The organism is Pseudomonas sp. AC247 (assembly GCF_979258015.1).
Window position 1 is genome coordinate 3,207,841 of sequence record NZ_OZ409829.1, and the last position, 17,538, is coordinate 3,225,378.

Annotated in this window: 16 protein-coding genes; 9 read left to right on the forward strand and 7 right to left on the reverse strand. The window is 60.2% G+C overall.

The features are described from left to right. Positions 1 to 48: 48 nt before the first annotated feature. Positions 49 to 933: a LysR substrate-binding domain-containing protein gene (locus ACZZ0B_RS14500; RefSeq protein ID WP_463545567.1), complete on the reverse strand. Its 885-nt coding sequence runs from the start codon at positions 931 to 933 to the stop codon at positions 49 to 51. A gap of 215 nt (positions 934 to 1,148) precedes the next feature. Here ACZZ0B_RS14500 and ACZZ0B_RS14505 point away from each other — a divergent pair, with 215 nt between their 5' ends. Both ACZZ0B_RS14505 and ACZZ0B_RS14510 read left to right on the forward strand, forming a co-directional pair. Next, positions 1,149 to 1,637 (forward strand): GFA family protein, encoded by a 489-nt coding sequence (locus ACZZ0B_RS14505; protein WP_463545568.1) that lies wholly within the window; start codon positions 1,149 to 1,151, stop codon positions 1,635 to 1,637. Between the two features lie 204 nt (positions 1,638 to 1,841). After that, positions 1,842 to 4,034 carry a TonB-dependent siderophore receptor gene (locus tag ACZZ0B_RS14510; RefSeq protein ID WP_463545569.1) on the forward strand — a complete coding sequence of 731 codons (2,193 nt, stop codon included), beginning with the start codon at positions 1,842 to 1,844 and terminating at the stop codon, positions 4,032 to 4,034. 550 nt (positions 4,035 to 4,584) lie between these two features. Here the strand turns inward: ACZZ0B_RS14510 and ACZZ0B_RS14515 are convergent. From ACZZ0B_RS14515 to ACZZ0B_RS14525, 3 genes are all read right to left on the reverse strand, one after another. Beyond that, on the reverse strand, positions 4,585 to 5,871 hold the full coding sequence (locus ACZZ0B_RS14515; protein WP_463545570.1) for an ATP-binding protein: 1,287 nt from the start codon (positions 5,869 to 5,871) through the stop codon (positions 4,585 to 4,587). After that, positions 5,872 to 6,579, reverse strand: coding sequence for a response regulator (locus tag ACZZ0B_RS14520; RefSeq protein WP_122660760.1), 708 nt, complete (start codon positions 6,577 to 6,579; stop codon positions 5,872 to 5,874). 212 nt (positions 6,580 to 6,791) lie between these two features. Continuing rightward, complete coding sequence (locus tag ACZZ0B_RS14525) at positions 6,792 to 7,400, reverse strand: MiaE family protein (protein WP_008084220.1); 609 nt, start codon at positions 7,398 to 7,400, stop codon at positions 6,792 to 6,794. Between the two features lie 158 nt (positions 7,401 to 7,558). On the opposite strand from ACZZ0B_RS14525, the gene ACZZ0B_RS14530 reads away from it, so the two are divergent. After that, positions 7,559 to 8,422, forward strand: a complete 864-nt coding sequence (locus ACZZ0B_RS14530; RefSeq protein WP_008084221.1) for a universal stress protein — start codon at positions 7,559 to 7,561, stop codon at positions 8,420 to 8,422. 86 nt (positions 8,423 to 8,508) lie between these two features. Here the strand turns inward: ACZZ0B_RS14530 and ACZZ0B_RS14535 are convergent, their stop codons facing one another. After that, positions 8,509 to 8,979, reverse strand: a complete 471-nt coding sequence (locus tag ACZZ0B_RS14535) for a DUF1289 domain-containing protein (protein ID WP_045123298.1) — start codon at positions 8,977 to 8,979, stop codon at positions 8,509 to 8,511. Positions 8,980 to 9,389: 410 nt separating this feature from the next. Here ACZZ0B_RS14535 and acnB point away from each other — a divergent pair, with 410 nt between their 5' ends. Further along, on the forward strand, positions 9,390 to 11,999 hold the full coding sequence (gene acnB / locus ACZZ0B_RS14540; protein WP_440096246.1) for a bifunctional aconitate hydratase 2/2-methylisocitrate dehydratase: 2,610 nt from the start codon (positions 9,390 to 9,392) through the stop codon (positions 11,997 to 11,999). A 178-nt stretch (positions 12,000 to 12,177) separates the two neighbouring features. On the opposite strand, the gene ACZZ0B_RS14545 is transcribed toward acnB, so the two are convergent. Both ACZZ0B_RS14545 and moaB read right to left on the reverse strand, forming a co-directional pair. Continuing rightward, positions 12,178 to 13,383, reverse strand: coding sequence for a molybdopterin molybdotransferase MoeA (locus tag ACZZ0B_RS14545; RefSeq protein ID WP_008086938.1), 1,206 nt, complete (start codon positions 13,381 to 13,383; stop codon positions 12,178 to 12,180). Then, on the reverse strand, positions 13,380 to 13,919 hold the full coding sequence (moaB, locus tag ACZZ0B_RS14550) for a molybdenum cofactor biosynthesis protein B (RefSeq protein ID WP_463545571.1): 540 nt from the start codon (positions 13,917 to 13,919) through the stop codon (positions 13,380 to 13,382). Before moaB ends, ACZZ0B_RS14545 begins: the two co-directional genes overlap by 4 nt. Before the next feature lie 286 nt (positions 13,920 to 14,205). On the opposite strand from moaB, the gene ACZZ0B_RS14555 reads away from it, so the two are divergent. From ACZZ0B_RS14555 to moaE, 5 genes are all read left to right on the forward strand, one after another. Beyond that, complete coding sequence (locus ACZZ0B_RS14555; RefSeq protein ID WP_440096198.1) at positions 14,206 to 15,105, forward strand: LysR family transcriptional regulator; 900 nt, start codon at positions 14,206 to 14,208, stop codon at positions 15,103 to 15,105. Positions 15,106 to 15,331: 226 nt separating this feature from the next. Next, a complete protein-coding gene (gene fdhD, locus ACZZ0B_RS14560) occupies positions 15,332 to 16,165 on the forward strand; it encodes a formate dehydrogenase accessory sulfurtransferase FdhD (protein WP_463545572.1) in 834 nt (277 codons plus the stop codon). Continuing rightward, entirely contained in the window at positions 16,162 to 16,647 is a 486-nt protein-coding gene (gene moaC, locus ACZZ0B_RS14565; RefSeq protein ID WP_008088779.1) for a cyclic pyranopterin monophosphate synthase MoaC, read from the forward strand. The genes fdhD and moaC overlap by 4 nt, the downstream gene beginning before the upstream one ends. Further along, positions 16,644 to 16,895, forward strand: coding sequence for a MoaD/ThiS family protein (locus ACZZ0B_RS14570; protein ID WP_463545573.1), 252 nt, complete (start codon positions 16,644 to 16,646; stop codon positions 16,893 to 16,895). Before moaC ends, ACZZ0B_RS14570 begins: the two co-directional genes overlap by 4 nt. 3 nt (positions 16,896 to 16,898) lie before the next feature. Beyond that, positions 16,899 to 17,360 (forward strand): molybdopterin synthase catalytic subunit MoaE, encoded by a 462-nt coding sequence (gene moaE / locus ACZZ0B_RS14575; protein WP_463545574.1) that lies wholly within the window; start codon positions 16,899 to 16,901, stop codon positions 17,358 to 17,360. Positions 17,361 to 17,538: the final 178 nt, after the last annotated feature.

Genomic DNA, 17,538 nt, shown 5'->3' on the forward strand with positions numbered 1-17,538 from the left:
GGCGGGCTCGCCAACGATGAATATTGCGGAACAGTTGAATTCAACTCATCAATCAGCCAGCTGATCGTTGAACCACTCAAGCATCTGCGCCACCGCCGGACGCTCCATCCGCACGCGCTCACACACCAGCGCGTATTGGCCGAGCGCGGTCATGCTCCAGGGGAACGGCCGCACCAACCGACCGCTCTGCAAGTCCTCCTGCGCGGTGAGGTTGTCGCCCATTGCCACGCCCTGCCCTTGCGCCGCCGCTTCCAGCGCCAGACCTGCATGGGCGAAATACAACTGACGCTGCGGGCGTTGATCGCCGGCGTGACTGGTCAGCCAGGCGGTCCAGGTCTTGCCGTCCTGGTCGTCGTGCAGCACGCAGTGGCGGGCCAGATCCTTCGGGGATTTCAATGTGCCCTGGTTGAACAGGCCGGGGCTGCACACCGGGAAGAACTGCAGCGCCGGCAAGGGCCGCACGAAATAAGCGCTGCTGTCGGCCGGGCCGGTGCCGTAGGTGATCGCCAGGTCGATGTCTTCGCCGGGGGCGCTGGCGTCGATCGGTTGTTCGTAGAGGTGCAAGGTGATGTGCGGGTAGCGCGCGTAGAAATCGCTGAGACGACTCATCAGCCATTTCTGCGCCAGCTCAGCGGTGACGGCCAGGCGCAATACCGCCAGCGAGGACGGATCGCGCAGTTCATCGCAGGCATCGCCGATCAGTTCGAAGGCTTGCTGCAGACTCTGCATCAGGCGCCCGGCGGCGATGGTCGGGCGAATCTGCCGGCCTTCGCGGATGAACAGCGAGACGCCGAGCTGTTCTTCGAGCTGGCGGATCTGGTGGCTGACGGCGCTGTCGGTGACGCACAGTTCAGCGGCGGCCCGGCCGAAATGCGCATGACGGGCGGCGCATTCGAAAGTGCGCAGGGCGGCCAGTGAGGGAAGTCGTCGCATGGGTTTTTGATCCCTGTTTTTAGGGGAACATGCTGACTTGGGGAAGAGTGGGCGTCCAGTGCAACCGCGTTATCGTTTATCGCGAGCAGGCTCACTCCTACAGGGGAATGCATTTCAAATTGTAGGAGTGAGCCTGCTCGCGATGGCGGCAACACATTCACCGCACATCTTCTAGGCTGAACCGAACCCATCCCAGCCAACCGGAGGCCCCCGTCATGCATTTAAAAGGCTCCTGCCACTGCGGCGCTGTCACCTTCAGTCTCACCAGCGCCCATCCCTACCCTTATCAACGTTGCTACTGCTCGATCTGCCGCAAGACCCAGGGCGGTGGCGGCTACGCGATCAACCTGGGCGGTGACGCGACCACGCTCAAGGTTCACGGCCGCAAAAACATCGCCATCTACCACGCGAAGATGAAAGACGAAGGTGACAAGCGTGCCCATCGCAGCAGCGCCGAACGGCATTTCTGCTCATTGTGCGGCAGCGGTCTGTGGCTGTTCAGCCCGCAGTGGCCGGAGCTGATCCACCCGTTTGCCAGCGCAATCGATACGCCGCTGCCCGTGCCACCGGAGCACACGCACCTGATGCTCGGCTCGAAGGCACCGTGGGTGGAAGTCGACGCCCAAGCCAAGGACAAACAATTCGACGTCTACCCCGAAGAATCCCTCGCCCAGTGGCACGAACGCCTCGGCATCAGCACCTGATAAACACCCCAATGTAGGAGCTGCCGAAGGCTGCGATCTGTTGATCTTTTTTTAAAAACCAACATCAAGAGATCGCAGCCTGCGGCAGCTCCTACAGGGAGGAATGTGGGGATTTTTGCTTGGGCAGTTCCCTTTTGTGTTTTTCGTTCGGTTAACCCTCAGAAGCACTTCAACGACCGATCGATTTGATGCAAAGGGATCTCCATGCCGTACGTCCGTTTTCGTTTTGCCTTGTGCCCGTTGGCGCTGGCGCTGCTGAGCCTTAATGCCCAAGCCGCTGAAACCGCCGCCCTGCAACTGGGCGCCACCAATATTTCTGCCGAAGGCCTCGGCGCCACCACCGAAGACACTCACGCCTACACCACTGGCAGCATGTCCTCGGCCACCGGCCTGCCGTTGTCGATTCGCGAAACGCCGCAATCGGTCACCGTGATAACCCGCCAGCAAATGGACGATCGCGGCGTGCAAAGCGTCGGCGATGCGCTGCGCAACACGCCCGGTGTTTCGACGCAGAAATACGACAGCGACCGCAGCGAATTTTCCGCGCGGGGCCTGGCAATCACCAACTTCCAGTACGACGGCATCAACATCCCGTATGACGGTGTTTACGGCGAGAACCCGAACAACGGTGACGACGCCGCGAGCATCGACCGCGTCGAAATCATCAAGGGCGCGACCGGGCTGATGACCGGTAATGGCGACCCGTCCGCCACGGTCAACCTGATCCGCAAGAAGCCGACCAAGCAATTCAAGGCCTCGATCAGCGGCACCGTCGGCTCGTGGGATGCCTACCGCACTGTCGGCGACATCTCCGGTTCGCTGACCGATTCGGGCAATGTGCGCGGGCGTTTCGTCGGCGCTTACTCGGACAAGAATTCCTACCTCGATCACTACAGCCAGAAGAAAGACCTGTTCTACGGCATCCTCGAAGCCGACCTGACCGACGATACCCTGCTGACCTTCGGCATCGACAAGTCCAGCACCACCCCACGCGGCACCTCCTGGACCGGCAACCCGGTGTACTTCAGCGACGGTGGTCGCACAGACTTTGCGCGCCACTTCAACTCCGGTGCCGACTGGAGCCGTCGCGATTTCGACAACATCACCTACTTCGCCTCGCTCGAACAGGCGCTGGCCAATGACTGGAAATTCAAGGTCAGCGTCGACCAGAAAACCACCGACCACGACACTCGCCTGGCGTCGGCGAGCGGCGGCAACCCGGATCGCGCCACGGGTGAAGGGATGTTCCTGTACTGGGGCCGCTGGGAAGGCCATCGCGTGCAGAACACGGCTGACGTCAACGTCTCCGGTCCATTCTCCCTCGGCGGTCGCGAACATGAACTGGTGGCCGGCGTGATGACCGCGCACTCGCGCCAGACCGGTTCGACCTACGACACCAGCGCCTTTTCGCAAGTACCGGGGAGCATCTATGACTGGCGCGGCGATCTGCCAAAACAGGATTTCCCGAAGAACGGCAAGTACGAGCGCACACAGAGCCAGAACGGCATTTACCTGGCCACGCGCCTGAACCCGACCGATGATTTGTCGGTGATTCTCGGCAGCCGCTTGAGCACCTTCAAATACAACGAAGACTACGGCTACAACCCGGGCGCCGGGCTCGACGACACCCACGCCAGCTACAAGGAACACGGCGTGGTCACGCCCTACGCCGGGGTGGTTTATGACCTCGATGACACCTACTCGCTGTACGCCAGTTACACCAGCATCTACCAACCGCAAACCTATAAGGACAGCAACGGTTCGACCCTCGCGCCGGTCGAGGGCGACAGCTATGAGGCCGGCCTTAAAGCCGCGTACTTCGACGGTCGCCTGAACGCCAGCCTGGCGTTCTTCCGCATCGAACAGGACGGCGTTGCCGAGTCGATCGGCACCAATGCGGTGACCAACGAAGGCATTTACAAAGCCATCGACGGCGCCACCACCAAAGGCGTGGAACTGGAACTGGCCGGCGAACTGGCCGACGGCTGGAACGTCTCCGCCGGCTACACCTACGCGCGCAGCCGCGATGCCGACGAGCAGCGCATCTACGGTTATCCGCTGTCGACCACCAAGCCGGAACACGTGGTGCGCACTTTCACCACCTACCGTTTGCCCGGCGTGCTCGACAAAGTCACCGTCGGTGGCGGTGTGAGCTGGCAAAGCGCGTTCTACGGCAAGATCTACAGTGCGCCGGCCGGCGATTACACGCGCATCAAGCAAGGTGGCTACACCCTTGTCGACCTGATGAGCCGCTATCAGTACAACGAGCATCTGAGCTTTACGGTCAACGCCAACAACGTGTTCGACAAGCGCTACCTGACAGGGCTGGGCAACTTCGACACGACGTTCTACGGCGAGCCGCGCAATGTGATGCTGACGACCAAGTGGGATTTCTGATCTTCAGCTGATTTTTTGCTGCCTGTGCCGGCCTCATCGCTGGCAAGCCAGGCTCCCACAAGGTCTTGCGGCGTTGCCAATACAGTGGCAACACCGACCAACCCTGTGGGAGCTGGCTTGCCAGCGATGGCGGTGGGGCAGTCACAAAATACCGAGCGGACCGGCCTCATCGCTGGCAAGCCAGGTTCCCACAAGGTCTTGCGGCGTTGCCGATACAGTGGCAACACCGACCAACCCTGTGGGAGCTAGCCTGCCAGCGATGGCGGTGGGGCAGTCACAAAATACCGAGCGGACCGGCCTCATCGCTGGCAAGCCAGGCTCACACAAGGTCTTGCGGCGTTGCCGATACAGTGGCAACACCCACCAACCCTGTGGGAGCTGGCTTGCCAGCGATGGCGGTGGGGCAGTCACAAAATACCGAGCGGACCGGCCCCATCGCTGGCAAGCCAGGCTCCCACAAGGTCTTGCGGCGTTGCCAATACAGTGGCAACACCGACCAACCCTGTGGGAGCTAGCCTGCTGGCGATGGGGCCAGCACGGGCAACATCATTCAATCCAGATGCGCCCAGCTCATCCGAAACGACGCCCCGCCCCACTCCGATTCGCCGACTTCAACCTGCCCGCCATGGGACTGCGACACCCGCCGCACCAGCGCCAGGCCCAAACCAAACCCGCCGGTACGCCGATCCCGGCTGGCATCCAGCCGAGAAAATGGCTCGAAAATCTTCTCCCGCCCTTCCAGCGGCACGCCCGGGCCATCGTCGTTTACGCGCACTTCGTAATAATCGCCGTGGCGCACCAGGGTCACTTCGACTCGCTGCTCGGCATAACGAATGGCGTTGCGCAGCAGATTGATCACCGCCCGCGCCATGAACCGCGGTTCGATGCGCACGGTGTCGAGCCGGCAATCGCCAATCAGCAACTGCACCCCCGCCGCTTCCGCTTCCAGCGCCACGCTGCCGACGACGCTGTCGAGCCAGTTGGCGGCCTGAATGTTCTCGCGTTTGATCACCGTCGCGCCGCGCTCAAGGCTGGCGTAGGTCAGCAGTTCGGAAACCATCTCCTCCAGCTCGCCGAGGTCGGCGTACATGTCGGCGATCAGTTCGCGGTTCTGGCTGGCGTCCGGTTGTTGCTTGAGTTGATCAAGTTCGAATGACAACCGCGCAATCGGCGTGCGCAATTCGTGGGACACGGCGTTGGTCAGCTCGCGCTGATTGGCGATCAGTCCCTCGATGCGTGCGGCCATCAAGTTGAAGTGCTCCGCCAGATCGCGGATGTTCGAGCGTTTCGACAATTGAATACGCGACGACAAGTCGTTGCCGCCGAAACGCTCGGCGGCCAGCCGCAGCTTTTCCAGGTCACGCCAGTGCGGGCGCACCCAGAAAAACAGGACGATACCGATCACCACGGCAATCATCAGGTACGCCGCGACGATGTAGAAAGGCATCAGGCTCGGTTCGGCGGGCAGGCGAATACTCAGCAACTGCGCGCCGCCATCGATCGCGGAAATGTATTGGCTGTATTTGTCGCGGATGACCAGCAAGCCATCGGCCAGCTCGGTTTTTTCCTCGTCGGTCAGGTTCAGTTGGCCGGCATCGACCAGCGTCAGCCCCAGCCCGTAGTGCGGGCGTATCGATTGCAGCTGGTTTTCCCGGGCCGGGCCATCGAGTTCACGTAACTGCTGAGTGAGCGTCCAGGCCTGACCGCGCACGGCTTCACGGTTGTAGTCGCGTTGCTGATAATCGAGCAGCGCATCGAACGTGTGTTCAACCGTCTGCAACGCCAACACCAGCCCCACCGTCATGACCAGAAACAGCCCGAGAAATAACCGCAGCATCTACAGCTCCCACGCGAACGGATTGAACAGATACCCCTTGCCCCACACAGTCTTGATGCACACCGGTTCGCGGGGGTTGTCCTTGAGCTTGTTGCGCAACTTGCTGATGTACACGTCGACGCTGCGGTTAAGGCCATCGAAGGCAATGCCGCGCATGCGATTGAGGATGTCATCGCGCGAAAGAATCTTGCCGGCGGCACTGGCCAGCAACCAGAGCAGCTCGAATTCCATGGTGGTCATTTCGATGATCTCGCCGGCCAGGCGCACTTCGCGACAACTGCGGTCGATGCTCAACCGGCCGAACTCCATGGCGCTGACCACGCTGCTGTCCGGCACCTGACGTCGCTGCAAGGCACGCAACCTGGCCAGCAGAACCGGCGGCTTGATCGGTTTGATCACGTAGTCGTCGGCACCGGATTCCAGGCCGAGGATGTGATCGAGGTCGTCTTCCTTGGCCGTCAGAATCACGATCGGCGTGTCCGACACGCTGCGAATCTCGCGGCACACCTGCAGACCGCTCTGCCCCGGCAGCATCAGGTCGAGCACCACCACTTTCGGCTTGAATTCAAGAAACGCGGCCACGGCCAGATCGCCGCGATGCACCGAGCGGACTTCGTAGCCATGTTGTTCGAGGAAGTGCGCGATCAGCGCCGCGAGGCGCTCGTCGTCTTCCACCAGCAGGACTTTGCCAAAACCCAGGTTATCCATAACGACCGTGTGCCAACCCATGTGTGAAAGGGTCGACATTATGGCGGCATTCGTGGGTGGAAGCCGGTTATCGGTGATGTTTCATACTCTTAAGAGTTTTTAACAATCACACGCAAAAGATCGCAGCCTTCGGCAGCTCCTACATTTGGAATGCGTTTCCCCGTAGGAGCTGCCGAAGGCTGCGATCTTTTGACGTTGTTTTTCGAACAGGGCTATGCCGCGACAGGCACACCACTGTGAAACCGGAATTCTTCGTCCGGCGACTCAATCAGCTCTTGCTCGGCAGCACGAACCCGCACGATCACTTGCTCAACGTCCTTGGCCTCGCCGTACTGATAGGCCAGCTTCAGGTATCCCTGAAAATGCCGTGCCTCGCTTTTCAGCAGGCCAAAGTAGAACTTGCCGAGTTCTTCGTCCAGATGCGGCACCAGCGCTTCGAACCGCTCGCAACTGCGTGCTTCGATAAACGCCCCCACCACCAGCGTATCCACCAGTTTCACCGGTTCATGACTGCGCACCACTTTGCGCAGGCTCGACGCGTATCGGCCGGCGTGGAGCTGGCGCAGTTCGATCTTGCGACGCTTCATCAGGCGCATGACCTGTTCGTGGTGTACCAGTTCTTCCCGTGCCAGACGCGACATCATGTTGATCAGGTCGACGTGGGAATGGTACTTGGCTATCAGGCTCAGCGCGGTGCTGGCAGCCTTGAACTCGCAGTTCTTGTGGTCGATCAGCAGGGTTTCCTGATCGGCCAGTGCGGCCTGGACCCAGGCGTCTGGCGTGCGGCAGCCAAGGAATTCGTGGATTTCGGGAAGGATCATGGGGCTCACGGTAAAGGTGTTCGAGCGAAGGGCGCCGATTATACCGGCCTGCCCGCAGACCACCAGCCGCCCGCGTTGATATGCATCAAGTCACGGGCGCATGAGCAGCAACTATAGTTGTGCAACGCCGTGCCTTTTCTTTGCTGGAGACTCCGCTCATGCAAGCCATTCGCAGCATTCTGGTGGTCATCGAACCCGAACATTCGGAAAGCCTGGCGCTCAAGCGCGCCAAGTTGATCGCGGGTGTGACCCAGGCCCATCTGCACCTGCTGGTGTGCGACAGAAAGCACGACCACGCCGGCATGCTCGGCGTGCTCAAGGCCGCGCTGCTGGCCGACGGTTACAGCGTCACCACCGAGCAGGCGTGGAACGAAAGCCTGCATGAAACCATCATCGATGTGCAGCAGGCCGAGGGCTGCGGGCTGGTAGTCAAACAGCATTTCCCGGACAGTTCGCTAAAAAAAGCCCTGCTGACCCCGGCAGACTGGAAACTGCTGCGCCACTGCCCGACCCCGGTGCTGCTAGTGAAAACCGCCAGTTCGTGGAAGGACAAAGTGATTCTGGCGGCGGTGGATGTCGGCAATGTCGATGGCGAACACCGGCATTTGCACACAACGATCATTGATCATGGCTACGACATTGCCAGTCTGGCCAAAGCGCACCTGCATGTGATCGCAGCGCATCCCTCACCGATGTTGTCAGCGGCGGACCCGACGCTGCAACTGAGCGAAACCATCGAGGCGCGCTATCGCGAACAATGCCGGGCGTTTCAGGCGGAGTTCGATGTCGATGATGAACATCTGCACATTGAGGAAGGGCCGGCGGATGTGTTGATTCCGTTCATGGCGCACAAGCTGCAGGCGGCGGTGACGGTGATTGGCACGGTGGCGCGGACCGGTTTATCAGGGGCGCTGATCGGCAATACCGCGGAAGTGGTGCTGGATGCGCTGGAAAGCGACGTGCTGGTGCTCAAGCCGCAGGAGGTTGAGGATCATCTGGTGGAATTGGCGGTGAAACATTAAAGATCAAAAGATCGCAGCCTTCGGCAGCTCCTACAGGTAGAACGCATTCCATGTAGGAGCTGCGGCACGCTGCGATCTTTTGACCTTCAGGCACCAAAGGCGTCTTTAAGGAAACCGGGGGCGATGTAGCGCTGATAATGCGCTTCCGACAGCAGGAAGAATTCCCGATCAATGGCGTCACGCAATTCCGGCAAATTCCACTCGCGAAACTCCGGCAGCAACACCATGCCGTACGCTTCGAGATTAATGATCACCCGCGCCCCCCGCGCGATCAGCTGATACGCCCAGCAATATTCCGACTGATGCGGCACGAAGCGGATCTTGCGCTGTTCGAGCTGCTCGCGCAGACGCGCCGAATCAAAAATCTCGACCTTGCCCGCCATCACTTGTGACAGCAATTGTTCCAGACGCAGCCACACCGCGCGTTTTTCCTCCTCGTTGTAACCATTCCAATGGATCACTTCGTGATGGAAACGCTTGCAGCCACGGCACACCAGATCACCGTAAACAGTGGAGCAGAGGCCGACGCAGGGGGTCTTGATGGTCTGATTGGGCATAAGATAGGCAAAGGCACTGAAACGCGGAACAGGTCGGCATGTTAGCCCTTTGTCTAACATTCATCACCCCTCAAACTTCAGGGACGAACTTACGTTTAATTTTTTTTTGCCGTAGAATCAGCCAGCCTTTTAAGGCGCCAATGTCCGTTAGAAGCTGTTTTCAAAGCGTCACGAGCACAGTCGTTCCTTCAGAGCGGTGTTGGCGAGGGGTTTTTCCAGCGGGGAAAAGCCCAACGCCAACCCTCATCAGCTCCCCGTTCTGCAGGCGTAAAACTTTGAAAGCAGCTTCTGTAAGGAATTGCCGGTAATTCTGGCCGAACGACCCACAACGTCGTGAGGAGCATGAGTACGGCAATTTCGGGATGAGCGTCCCGGACACCCATTTGGGACCACTGATGAGGGTAATAACTGTGCTTGAAGCCTACCGCAAACATATCGAAGAGCGTGCAGCCCTGGGTATCGTTCCCCAGCCGCTTAACGCCGAACAAACAGCAGGCCTGGTCGAGCTGCTGAAAAACCCTCCGGCTGGCGAAGAAGAATTCCTCGTTGACCTGATCACCAATCGCATTCCACCAGGCGTGGACGAAGCGGCCTATGTAAAAGCCGGCTTCCTGTCTGCACTGGCCAAGGGCGAAGTTTCCTCCCCGCTGCTGGACAAAAAACGCGCTGTAGAACTGCTCGGCACCATGCAGGGCGGCTACAACATCGTGACTCTGGTTGACCTGCTGGACGACGCCGAGCTGGCGCCAGTCGCTGCCGCGCAACTCAAGCACACCCTGCTGATGTTCGATGCGTTCCACGACGTCGCGGAAAAAGCCAAGAACGGCAACGTTCACGCTAAAGCCGTGCTGCAATCGTGGGCTGACGGCGAGTGGTTCAAAAACCGTCCGACCCTGGCCGACAAGATCAGCCTGCGCGTATTCAAGGTGACCGGCGAAACCAACACCGACGACCTCTCCCCTGCTCCTGATGCCTGGTCGCGTCCAGACATCCCGCTGCACGCCCTGGCCATGCTGAAAATGGCCCGCGACGGCATCGTTCCTGATCAGCAGGGCGCCATCGGCCCGATGAAGCAGATCGAAGAAATGCGCGGTCAAGGCTTCCCGATCGCCTACGTCGGTGACGTGGTCGGTACCGGTTCCTCGCGTAAATCCGCGACCAACTCGGTACTGTGGTTCTTCGGTGACGACGTTCCTTACGTGCCGAACAAGCGTGCTGGCGGTTTCTGCTTCGGCAGCAAAATCGCTCCGATCTTCTACAACACCATGGAAGATGCCGGCGCACTGCCAATCGAGTTCGACGTGTCCAACATGAATATGGGCGACGTGATCGACCTGTACCCGCATGCTGGCAAAGTCTGCAAACACGGCACCGACGAAGTCCTGACCACCTTCGAAATGAAGACCCCGGTACTGTTGGACGAAGTCCGTGCCGGCGGCCGTATCCCGCTGATCATCGGCCGCGGCCTGACCGAGAAGGCTCGCGCCGAACTGGGTCTGCCTGCGTTCGACCTGTTCAAGAAGCCTGATGCACCGATCGAAAGCACCAAGGGTTACACCCTGGCGCAGAAAATGGTCGGCAAGGCGTGCGGTCTGGCAGAAGGCAAAGGCATCCGTCCTGGCACCTACTGCGAACCGAAAATGACCACCGTGGGTTCTCAGGACACCACCGGTCCAATGACCCGTGACGAACTGAAAGACCTCGCGTGCCTGGGCTTCTCGGCTGACCTGGTGATGCAGTCCTTCTGCCACACCGCGGCTTATCCAAAGCCGATCGACGTGACCACCCACCACACCCTGCCTGACTTCATCATGACCCGCGGCGGCGTTTCCCTGCGTCCGGGCGACGGCATCATCCACTCGTGGCTGAACCGCATGCTGCTGCCGGACACCGTCGGTACCGGTGGTGACTCGCACACCCGTTTCCCGATGGGCATTTCGTTCCCGGCCGGTTCCGGTCTGGTTGCGTTTGCTGCGGCCACCGGCGTTATGCCGCTGGACATGCCGGAATCGATCCTGGTGCGCTTCAAAGGCAAAATGAAACCTGGCATCACCCTGCGTGACCTGGTTCATGCGATTCCTTACTTCGCCATCCAGAACGGTCTGCTGACCGTCGAGAAGAAAGGCAAGAAAAACGCCTTCTCCGGCCGCATCCTGGAAATCGAAGGTCTGGAAGGTCTGACCCTGGAGCAGGCGTTCGAACTGTCCGACGCCTCGGCCGAACGTTCGGCTGCCGGTTGCACCATCAAGCTGTCGAAAGAGTCGATCACCGAGTACCTGAACTCCAATATCACCCTGCTGCGCTGGATGATCGGCGAAGGCTACGGCGATGCACGTACCCTGGAACGTCGTGCTCAAGCGATGGAAGCGTGGGTTGCCAACCCGGAACTGATGGAAGCCGATGCCGACGCCGAATACGCCGAAGTCATCGAAATCGATCTGGCCGACATCAGCGAGCCTGTACTGTGCGCGCCGAACGACCCGGACGACGCCCGTCTGCTCTCCAGCGTTGCTGGCGAGAAGATCGACGAAGTGTTCATCGGTTCGTGCATGACCAACATCGGTCACTTCCGCGCTGCCGGTAAACTGCTGGATCAGGTCAAGGGTCAGCTGCCAACCCGTCTGTGGCTGTCGCCGCCGACCAAGATGGACGCTCACCAACTGACCGAAGAAGGCTACTACGGCATCTACGGCAAGGCTGGCGCACGCATGGAAATGCCAGGCTGCTCGCTGTGCATGGGTAACCAGGCACGTGTAGAGCCGAACGCGACCGTGGTCTCCACTTCCACCCGTAACTTCCCGAACCGTCTGGGCGACGGCGCGAACGTCTACCTGGCTTCGGCCGAGCTGGCGTCCGTGGCTTCGATCCTGGGTCGCCTGCCGACCGTCGAGGAGTACATGGAATACGCTGGCAAGATCGACAGCATGGCGGCCGATATCTACCGCTACCTGTCCTTCGACCAGATCGCCGAGTTCCGTGAAGCTGCTGCGAACGCCAACATTCCGGTCGTTCAAGCCTAACGTTACAACGCACTGAAAAACGCCGCCCATCGCAAGATGAGCGGCGTTTTTTTATGCCCGCACAACCCACCGATGCAGGAACAGAGCTTGCTCGCGATGGCGTCGCATCAGCCAACATATTCGTTCAATGGTTAACCGCTTTCGCGAGCAAGTTTTGCTCCTACAGATTTACAGGGGGTCAGAAGAGTTCGTTGAACGGGATAAAGCGCAGCGGTTCGCCGAGCGTGTGCGTGCTGTTCTCAGGAATCTCCACCAGACCATCAGCCCACGTGGCGCCAAGCAATACGCCCGAACTCTGATTCGGATAAAGCACCGCAGCCCCCGCTTCCAGGCGTGCTCGCAGGTATTCGCGGCGGCTGCCCGGTTTCGCCCAGTCGAAGCCCGCCTTCACCGTGAAGCTCAGCGGCATCACCTCTTCGACCCCTTGAATCCTCAGCAGATACGGCCTGGCCAGCAAACCGAACGTCACCAGCGCCGAGGTCGGATTACCCGGCAGACCGATCACCGGCACCGTGCCGAAATGCCCCACTGTCAGCGGCTTGCCGGGCTTGATCGCGAGTTTCCACAGCAGCGGTTTACCGTTGTCGCGCAGCACCTGACCCAGGCAATCGGCATCGCCGGCAGACACTCCGCCCGTGGTCAGAATCAGGTCAGCGCCAACTTGCAACTGCTCAAGCTTGAGCCGCGTCTGTGCCGGACGATCCGGCAGGATGCCGCCATCTATCACCTCGCAGCCCAGTTCACGCAGCCAGTGCGCGAGCAATACGCGATTGCTGTTATAGATGCTCCCGGGACGCAGTGGCAGCCCCGGCTCGACCAGTTCGTCACCCGTCGACAACAACGCCACGCGAGGCCGACGCACCACGTGAACTTGCGCCACGCCCTGCCCCGCTGCCACTGCCAGTTCGAACGGCCCGAGACGTTTGCCGGCGCGCAGCAGAATGTCGCCAACGCGATTCTCCTGACCTTGCGCGCGAATATTCTGGCCAACCTTCAGCGGCTGCAAAAACCGCACACGGCCATCTTCCAGCACCTCGACGTTTTCCTGCATTTCCACACAGTTGGCACCCGGCGGCAGCGGTGCCCCGGTGAAGATCCGCGCACAACTGCCCGGCAACAAGGCATCCGGCGCCAGACCGGCGTACACCCGTTGCGACACGGCCAACGGCTGACGGTGCAGATCCGCGAGGTTCAAGGCGTAACCGTCCATGGCACTGTTCGGCCAGGGCGGCAGGTCCAGCGTCGCCACCAGATCACTGGCCAGCACCCGACCATGCGCGTCATCGAGCGAGCGCATTTCGCTATCCACCAGCGGCTGCTCATTGGCCATGGCCAGCAGTTGGTCGAGGGCTTCCTCGACCGGCATCAACGGTGCCCGACTCATCCGCGGGTTCCGCAGGCTTGTACCGATTTGAGGTGCGGGACGAAGTTGCACGGGCGGTGACGGTTGTCGAGTTGCTCAGCCAGAATGCCTTCCCACGCCGTGCGGCAGGCGCCGGTCGAGCCCGGCAGGCAACACACCAGCGTGCCGTTGGACAGCCCGGCCAGGGCGCGGCTTTGCACGGTGGAGGTGCCGATATCGAGAATCGAAATTGCGCGGAACAGTTCGCCAAACCCGTCGATTTTCTTGTCCAGCAAACAGGTCACCGCTTCCGGCGTGCTGTCGCGTCCGGTGAAGCCGGTGCCGCCAGTGATCAGCACCACCTGAATGCTGTCGTCGGCGATCCAGTGCGCGACCTGAGCGCGAATCTTGTACAAATCATCCTTGAGCAGATTACGTTCGCTCAACGTGTGACCGGCTTCCAGTAAGCGGCTGACCAGCAACTGGCCCGAGGTGTCGCTGGCGTAATCGCGGGTATCGCTGACCGTCAGCACGGCAATGTTCAGGGGGACAAACAGGGCATCCGATTTCGCGCTCATGGGAATTCTCCGGCAGCAATTAATCCAATTGCCGACAAGCCTAAGTGCCTCTTCTTAGTACTGTCTAATCACTCTGGCCAACCGGACTATCGAGCGCCTCTATCGCCCGCCGCAACTGCGCTGAAAGCCACTAACGACGTGGCTGATAGAGCCGGTCGATAATCCTTTCAATGCTTCCGATTGGACGAATAACCGCTTAAATGAGATCGTCGCCGCCTGCGCTTTTCGTGCGCTGCGCGCCTCTGCGTCAATACTCAATCAAAATTCCCATCGAGCAGGTGCCATCGTGGACATCAAACAACTCAAGTTCCTGATCGCGCTGGACGAAACCCGTCACTTCGGCCAGGCCGCCGCACGCTGCCATATCACTCAGCCGACCCTGTCGATGCGCCTGCGCAATCTGGAAGATGAGCTGGATCTGGTACTGGTCAACCGTGGCCAGCGCTTTGAAGGATTTACCCAGGCAGGCGAGCGCGTGCTGGCTTGGGCGCGGACCTTGCTGGCGGCGCACGACGGCTTGTTCGCCGAAGCGGCGGCGTGTCGCGGGCAACTGGTCGGCAGCTTGCGCCTGGGGTTGGTGCCACTGAGCAGCTTCAACCCGGTCAATTACATACAGGGCTTGTCGGGCTCGTATCCGGAGCTGAAATTCAGCCTGTCGTCACTCAGTTCCGACGAAATCATCGCAGGGCTGGGCAACAACCAACTGGACCTGGGCGTGTGTTACCTCGACCACGTCAACCCGAACTATTTCGAGTTTTTCGAGATCGGCGAAACCCGCGTCGGGCTGCTCTATGACAACCGTCACTTCCATTTCGAAGGCACGGAAATGAGCTGGGAAGCTGCCGCCGAACTGCCGTTGGGCATGATCACCACCGGCATGCATTACCGTAAATCGATCGACTTGAGCTTTCGCAGCCGTGGGCTGAGTCCGCAGCCGATCATGGAGAGCGATTCGACGTATCAGCTGTTGCAGGCGATTCACCAGGGGTTCTGCTGCTCGATCATGCCGCTGGACAGCGGGCTTGAGGAGCCGATCGAGCATCTGTCGTTCATGCAGTTACCGGATGCCAGTGTGCTTGCGCCATTGGGCCTGGTGATGCGCAAGACCGAACCGCGCTCGGCGATTGCCGAGAAGTGCTTTGCCGAGGCGCGCAAGCTGTTTGGGGTTGAGGTGCCTGCCGAATAATTGACCAGTTCAACCCAGCCTGCGCAAAATCCAGAACCTGTAGGAGCTGCCGCAGGCTGCGATCTTTTGATCTTGTTTTTAACAATCAAAATCAAAAGATCGCAGCCTGCGGCAGCTCCTACAGGGAGTGATAGATGCATCCGATCAGCAGATCGGAACAAGCGATTGGACGCTTTTTTTACGCCCCCGTAGCCTGAACACTCTTCAGCGCTTCGGGACTTTCAAGATGCTCTGCCACGTCGAACCCACCACCGAACCCAACGCCCCCGCACCACAACCGGCGCAGGTGGCGTATCGCGAATACCTGCCTGACGCAGCGGTATCGCGCACGGCGCTCGCGGCGGAAATCGCTCTGGCCATCACCTACAACGGCTTGAATCAAGCGGTGATGATGGTCTCGCCCGGCAATATTGAAGACTTCATCCGAGGCTTCAGCCTGAGCAACGCGATCATCGCCAGCGTTGACGAAATCCATGACCTGCGACTCACCCATTTCGATCAGGCCTGCCAGGCCGACGTGCAGATTTCCAACCGCGCCTTCTGGGCGCTGAAGGAACATCGTCGCCAAATGGCAGGCACCAGCGGCTGTGGCCTGTGCGGCGTCGAAGCGCTGGAGCAGGCGCTGCCGCCGCTGGAGATTCTGCCGCCGTCAACGCTGCCACCGGCGGCGCATTTCGACAACATCCGCCAGCGCATCGAGCAGGCTCAATCACTGGCCCGCAGCAGTGGCGCCCTGCACGCGGCGCTGTACTTCGATGCCACGGGTGAAGCCCTGCTGTGTCGCGAGGACATTGGCCGCCACAACGCCCTCGACAAGCTCATCGGCGCTCTGCACAGCGATGCTGTCGACGTCCGCCAAGGCTTTGTCGTGGTCACCAGCCGTTGCAGCCTCGAATTGATTCACAAAGCCGTGCGCGCCCGCCTCGGCACCCTCGTCAGCCTGTCGGCACCCACCGCATTGACCGTGCGCTGGGCGCTCAAGCACCGGCTCAATCTGATCCACGTACCCCACCGCAACGCCCCGCGCATTTATAGCCCGGTTCAGGAGTTTTCCGCATGAGCAACACCCTCACCCACCTCGACGATCAGGGCCGCGCCAACATGGTCGATGTCAGCGACAAGGCTGCCACTCGCCGCGAAGCCACCGCGCAAGCCTGGGTGCATATGCGCCCGGAAACCCTGCAGATGATCCAGGCCAACGGTCATCCCAAAGGCGACGTGTTCGCCGTGGCGCGTATCGCCGGGATTCAAGCGGCCAAGCGTACTCACGAGCTGATCCCGCTGTGCCACGCGCTGTTGCTCAGCTCGATTCACGTCGAGCTCAAGGCCTGCGCACCGGATCGCGTGCAAATCACCAGCACCTGCCGCCTCACCGGGCAGACGGGTGTCGAGCTCGAAGCCTTGACCGCCGCCAGCGTCGCCGCGCTGACTATTTACGACATGTGCAAAGCCGTCGACCGGGCGATGGTCATCGGCGACATCCGCCTGCTCAGCAAACAGGGTGGTCGCTCCGGACATTTTCAATGGGAGGATGCGCAATGATCCTGATCAACTACTTCGCCAGCTACCGTGACCGGCTCAACCTGGGCGGGGAAAAGATTCCGCTGAGCAAAGCCTTGGGCAGTGTCGAAGATGTTCGACAGATGCTCATGGCACGCGGTGAGCTTTGGCGCGAAGTGCTCGGTGCCGGCAACCTGATGTGCGCAGTCAATCAGGAGCTGTGCCAGCCGAGTCAGGCAATTGAAGATTTCGACGAAATCGCCTTTTTCCCACCGGTTACCGGGGGCTGACCGATGACAATTCGAGTCCAGTACAAGAGCTTCGACATCGGTCAACTGACTGCCGATCTGCACGCGCGCAATCCACGAGTGGGCGCGGTGGTGACGTTTATTGGTTACGTGCGTGACTTGAACATTGGCCAACCGGTGAACGAGTTGTTTCTGGAACACTATCCGGGCATGACTGAAAAATCCCTCGAACAGATTGCCGACGAAGCGCGCGAGCGCTGGCCGTTGCTGGGTGTGGAAATCATCCATCGGATGGGCGCACTGTCGGTGTGCGAGCCGATCGTGTTTGTCGGCGTCAGCAGCAAACACCGGCACATGGCGTTCGAAGCCTGCGCGTTCATCATGGACGTGCTCAAGACCCGCGCACCGTTCTGGAAACGCGAAACCACGCCTGAAGGCGCGCACTGGGTGCAAGCGCGCGACTGCGACCAGAATGCGGCGCTGCGCTGGAGCCTGGCGCACGCCTGAACACGATTGAATGAAAACCTGTGGCGAGGGGATTTATCCCCGATGGACTGCGCAGCAGGCCCAGCTTTTTTGCAGACCGCCGCGCGGCCCGTCGGGGATAAATCCCTTCACCACAAAATCTTCTTCAGATTTGGGTGTTCAAGATATTTCACATTGAGCGTTTACACGCCCGCAGATT

Bases quoted from the DNA above. Each gene is read 5' to 3' on its own strand.
- ACZZ0B_RS14500 (WP_463545567.1), bottom strand. From the start codon at position 933: ATGCGACGACTTCCCTCACTGGCCGCCCTGCGCACTTTCGAATGCGCC.
- ACZZ0B_RS14505 (WP_463545568.1), top strand. From the start codon at position 1,149: ATGCATTTAAAAGGCTCCTGCCACTGCGGCGCTGTCACCTTCAGTCTC.
- ACZZ0B_RS14510 (WP_463545569.1), top strand. From the start codon at position 1,842: ATGCCGTACGTCCGTTTTCGTTTTGCCTTGTGCCCGTTGGCGCTGGCG.
- ACZZ0B_RS14515 (WP_463545570.1), bottom strand. From the start codon at position 5,871: ATGCTGCGGTTATTTCTCGGGCTGTTTCTGGTCATGACGGTGGGGCTG.
- ACZZ0B_RS14520 (WP_122660760.1), bottom strand. From the start codon at position 6,579: ATGGATAACCTGGGTTTTGGCAAAGTCCTGCTGGTGGAAGACGACGAG.
- ACZZ0B_RS14525 (WP_008084220.1), bottom strand. From the start codon at position 7,400: ATGATCCTTCCCGAAATCCACGAATTCCTTGGCTGCCGCACGCCAGAC.
- ACZZ0B_RS14530 (WP_008084221.1), top strand. From the start codon at position 7,559: ATGCAAGCCATTCGCAGCATTCTGGTGGTCATCGAACCCGAACATTCG.
- ACZZ0B_RS14535 (WP_045123298.1), bottom strand. From the start codon at position 8,979: ATGCCCAATCAGACCATCAAGACCCCCTGCGTCGGCCTCTGCTCCACT.
- ACZZ0B_RS14545 (WP_008086938.1), bottom strand. From the start codon at position 13,383: ATGAGTCGGGCACCGTTGATGCCGGTCGAGGAAGCCCTCGACCAACTG.
- moaB (WP_463545571.1), bottom strand. From the start codon at position 13,919: ATGAGCGCGAAATCGGATGCCCTGTTTGTCCCCCTGAACATTGCCGTG.
- fdhD (WP_463545572.1), top strand. From the start codon at position 15,332: ATGCTCTGCCACGTCGAACCCACCACCGAACCCAACGCCCCCGCACCA.
- moaC (WP_008088779.1), top strand. From the start codon at position 16,162: ATGAGCAACACCCTCACCCACCTCGACGATCAGGGCCGCGCCAACATG.
- ACZZ0B_RS14570 (WP_463545573.1), top strand. From the start codon at position 16,644: ATGATCCTGATCAACTACTTCGCCAGCTACCGTGACCGGCTCAACCTG.
- moaE (WP_463545574.1), top strand. From the start codon at position 16,899: ATGACAATTCGAGTCCAGTACAAGAGCTTCGACATCGGTCAACTGACT.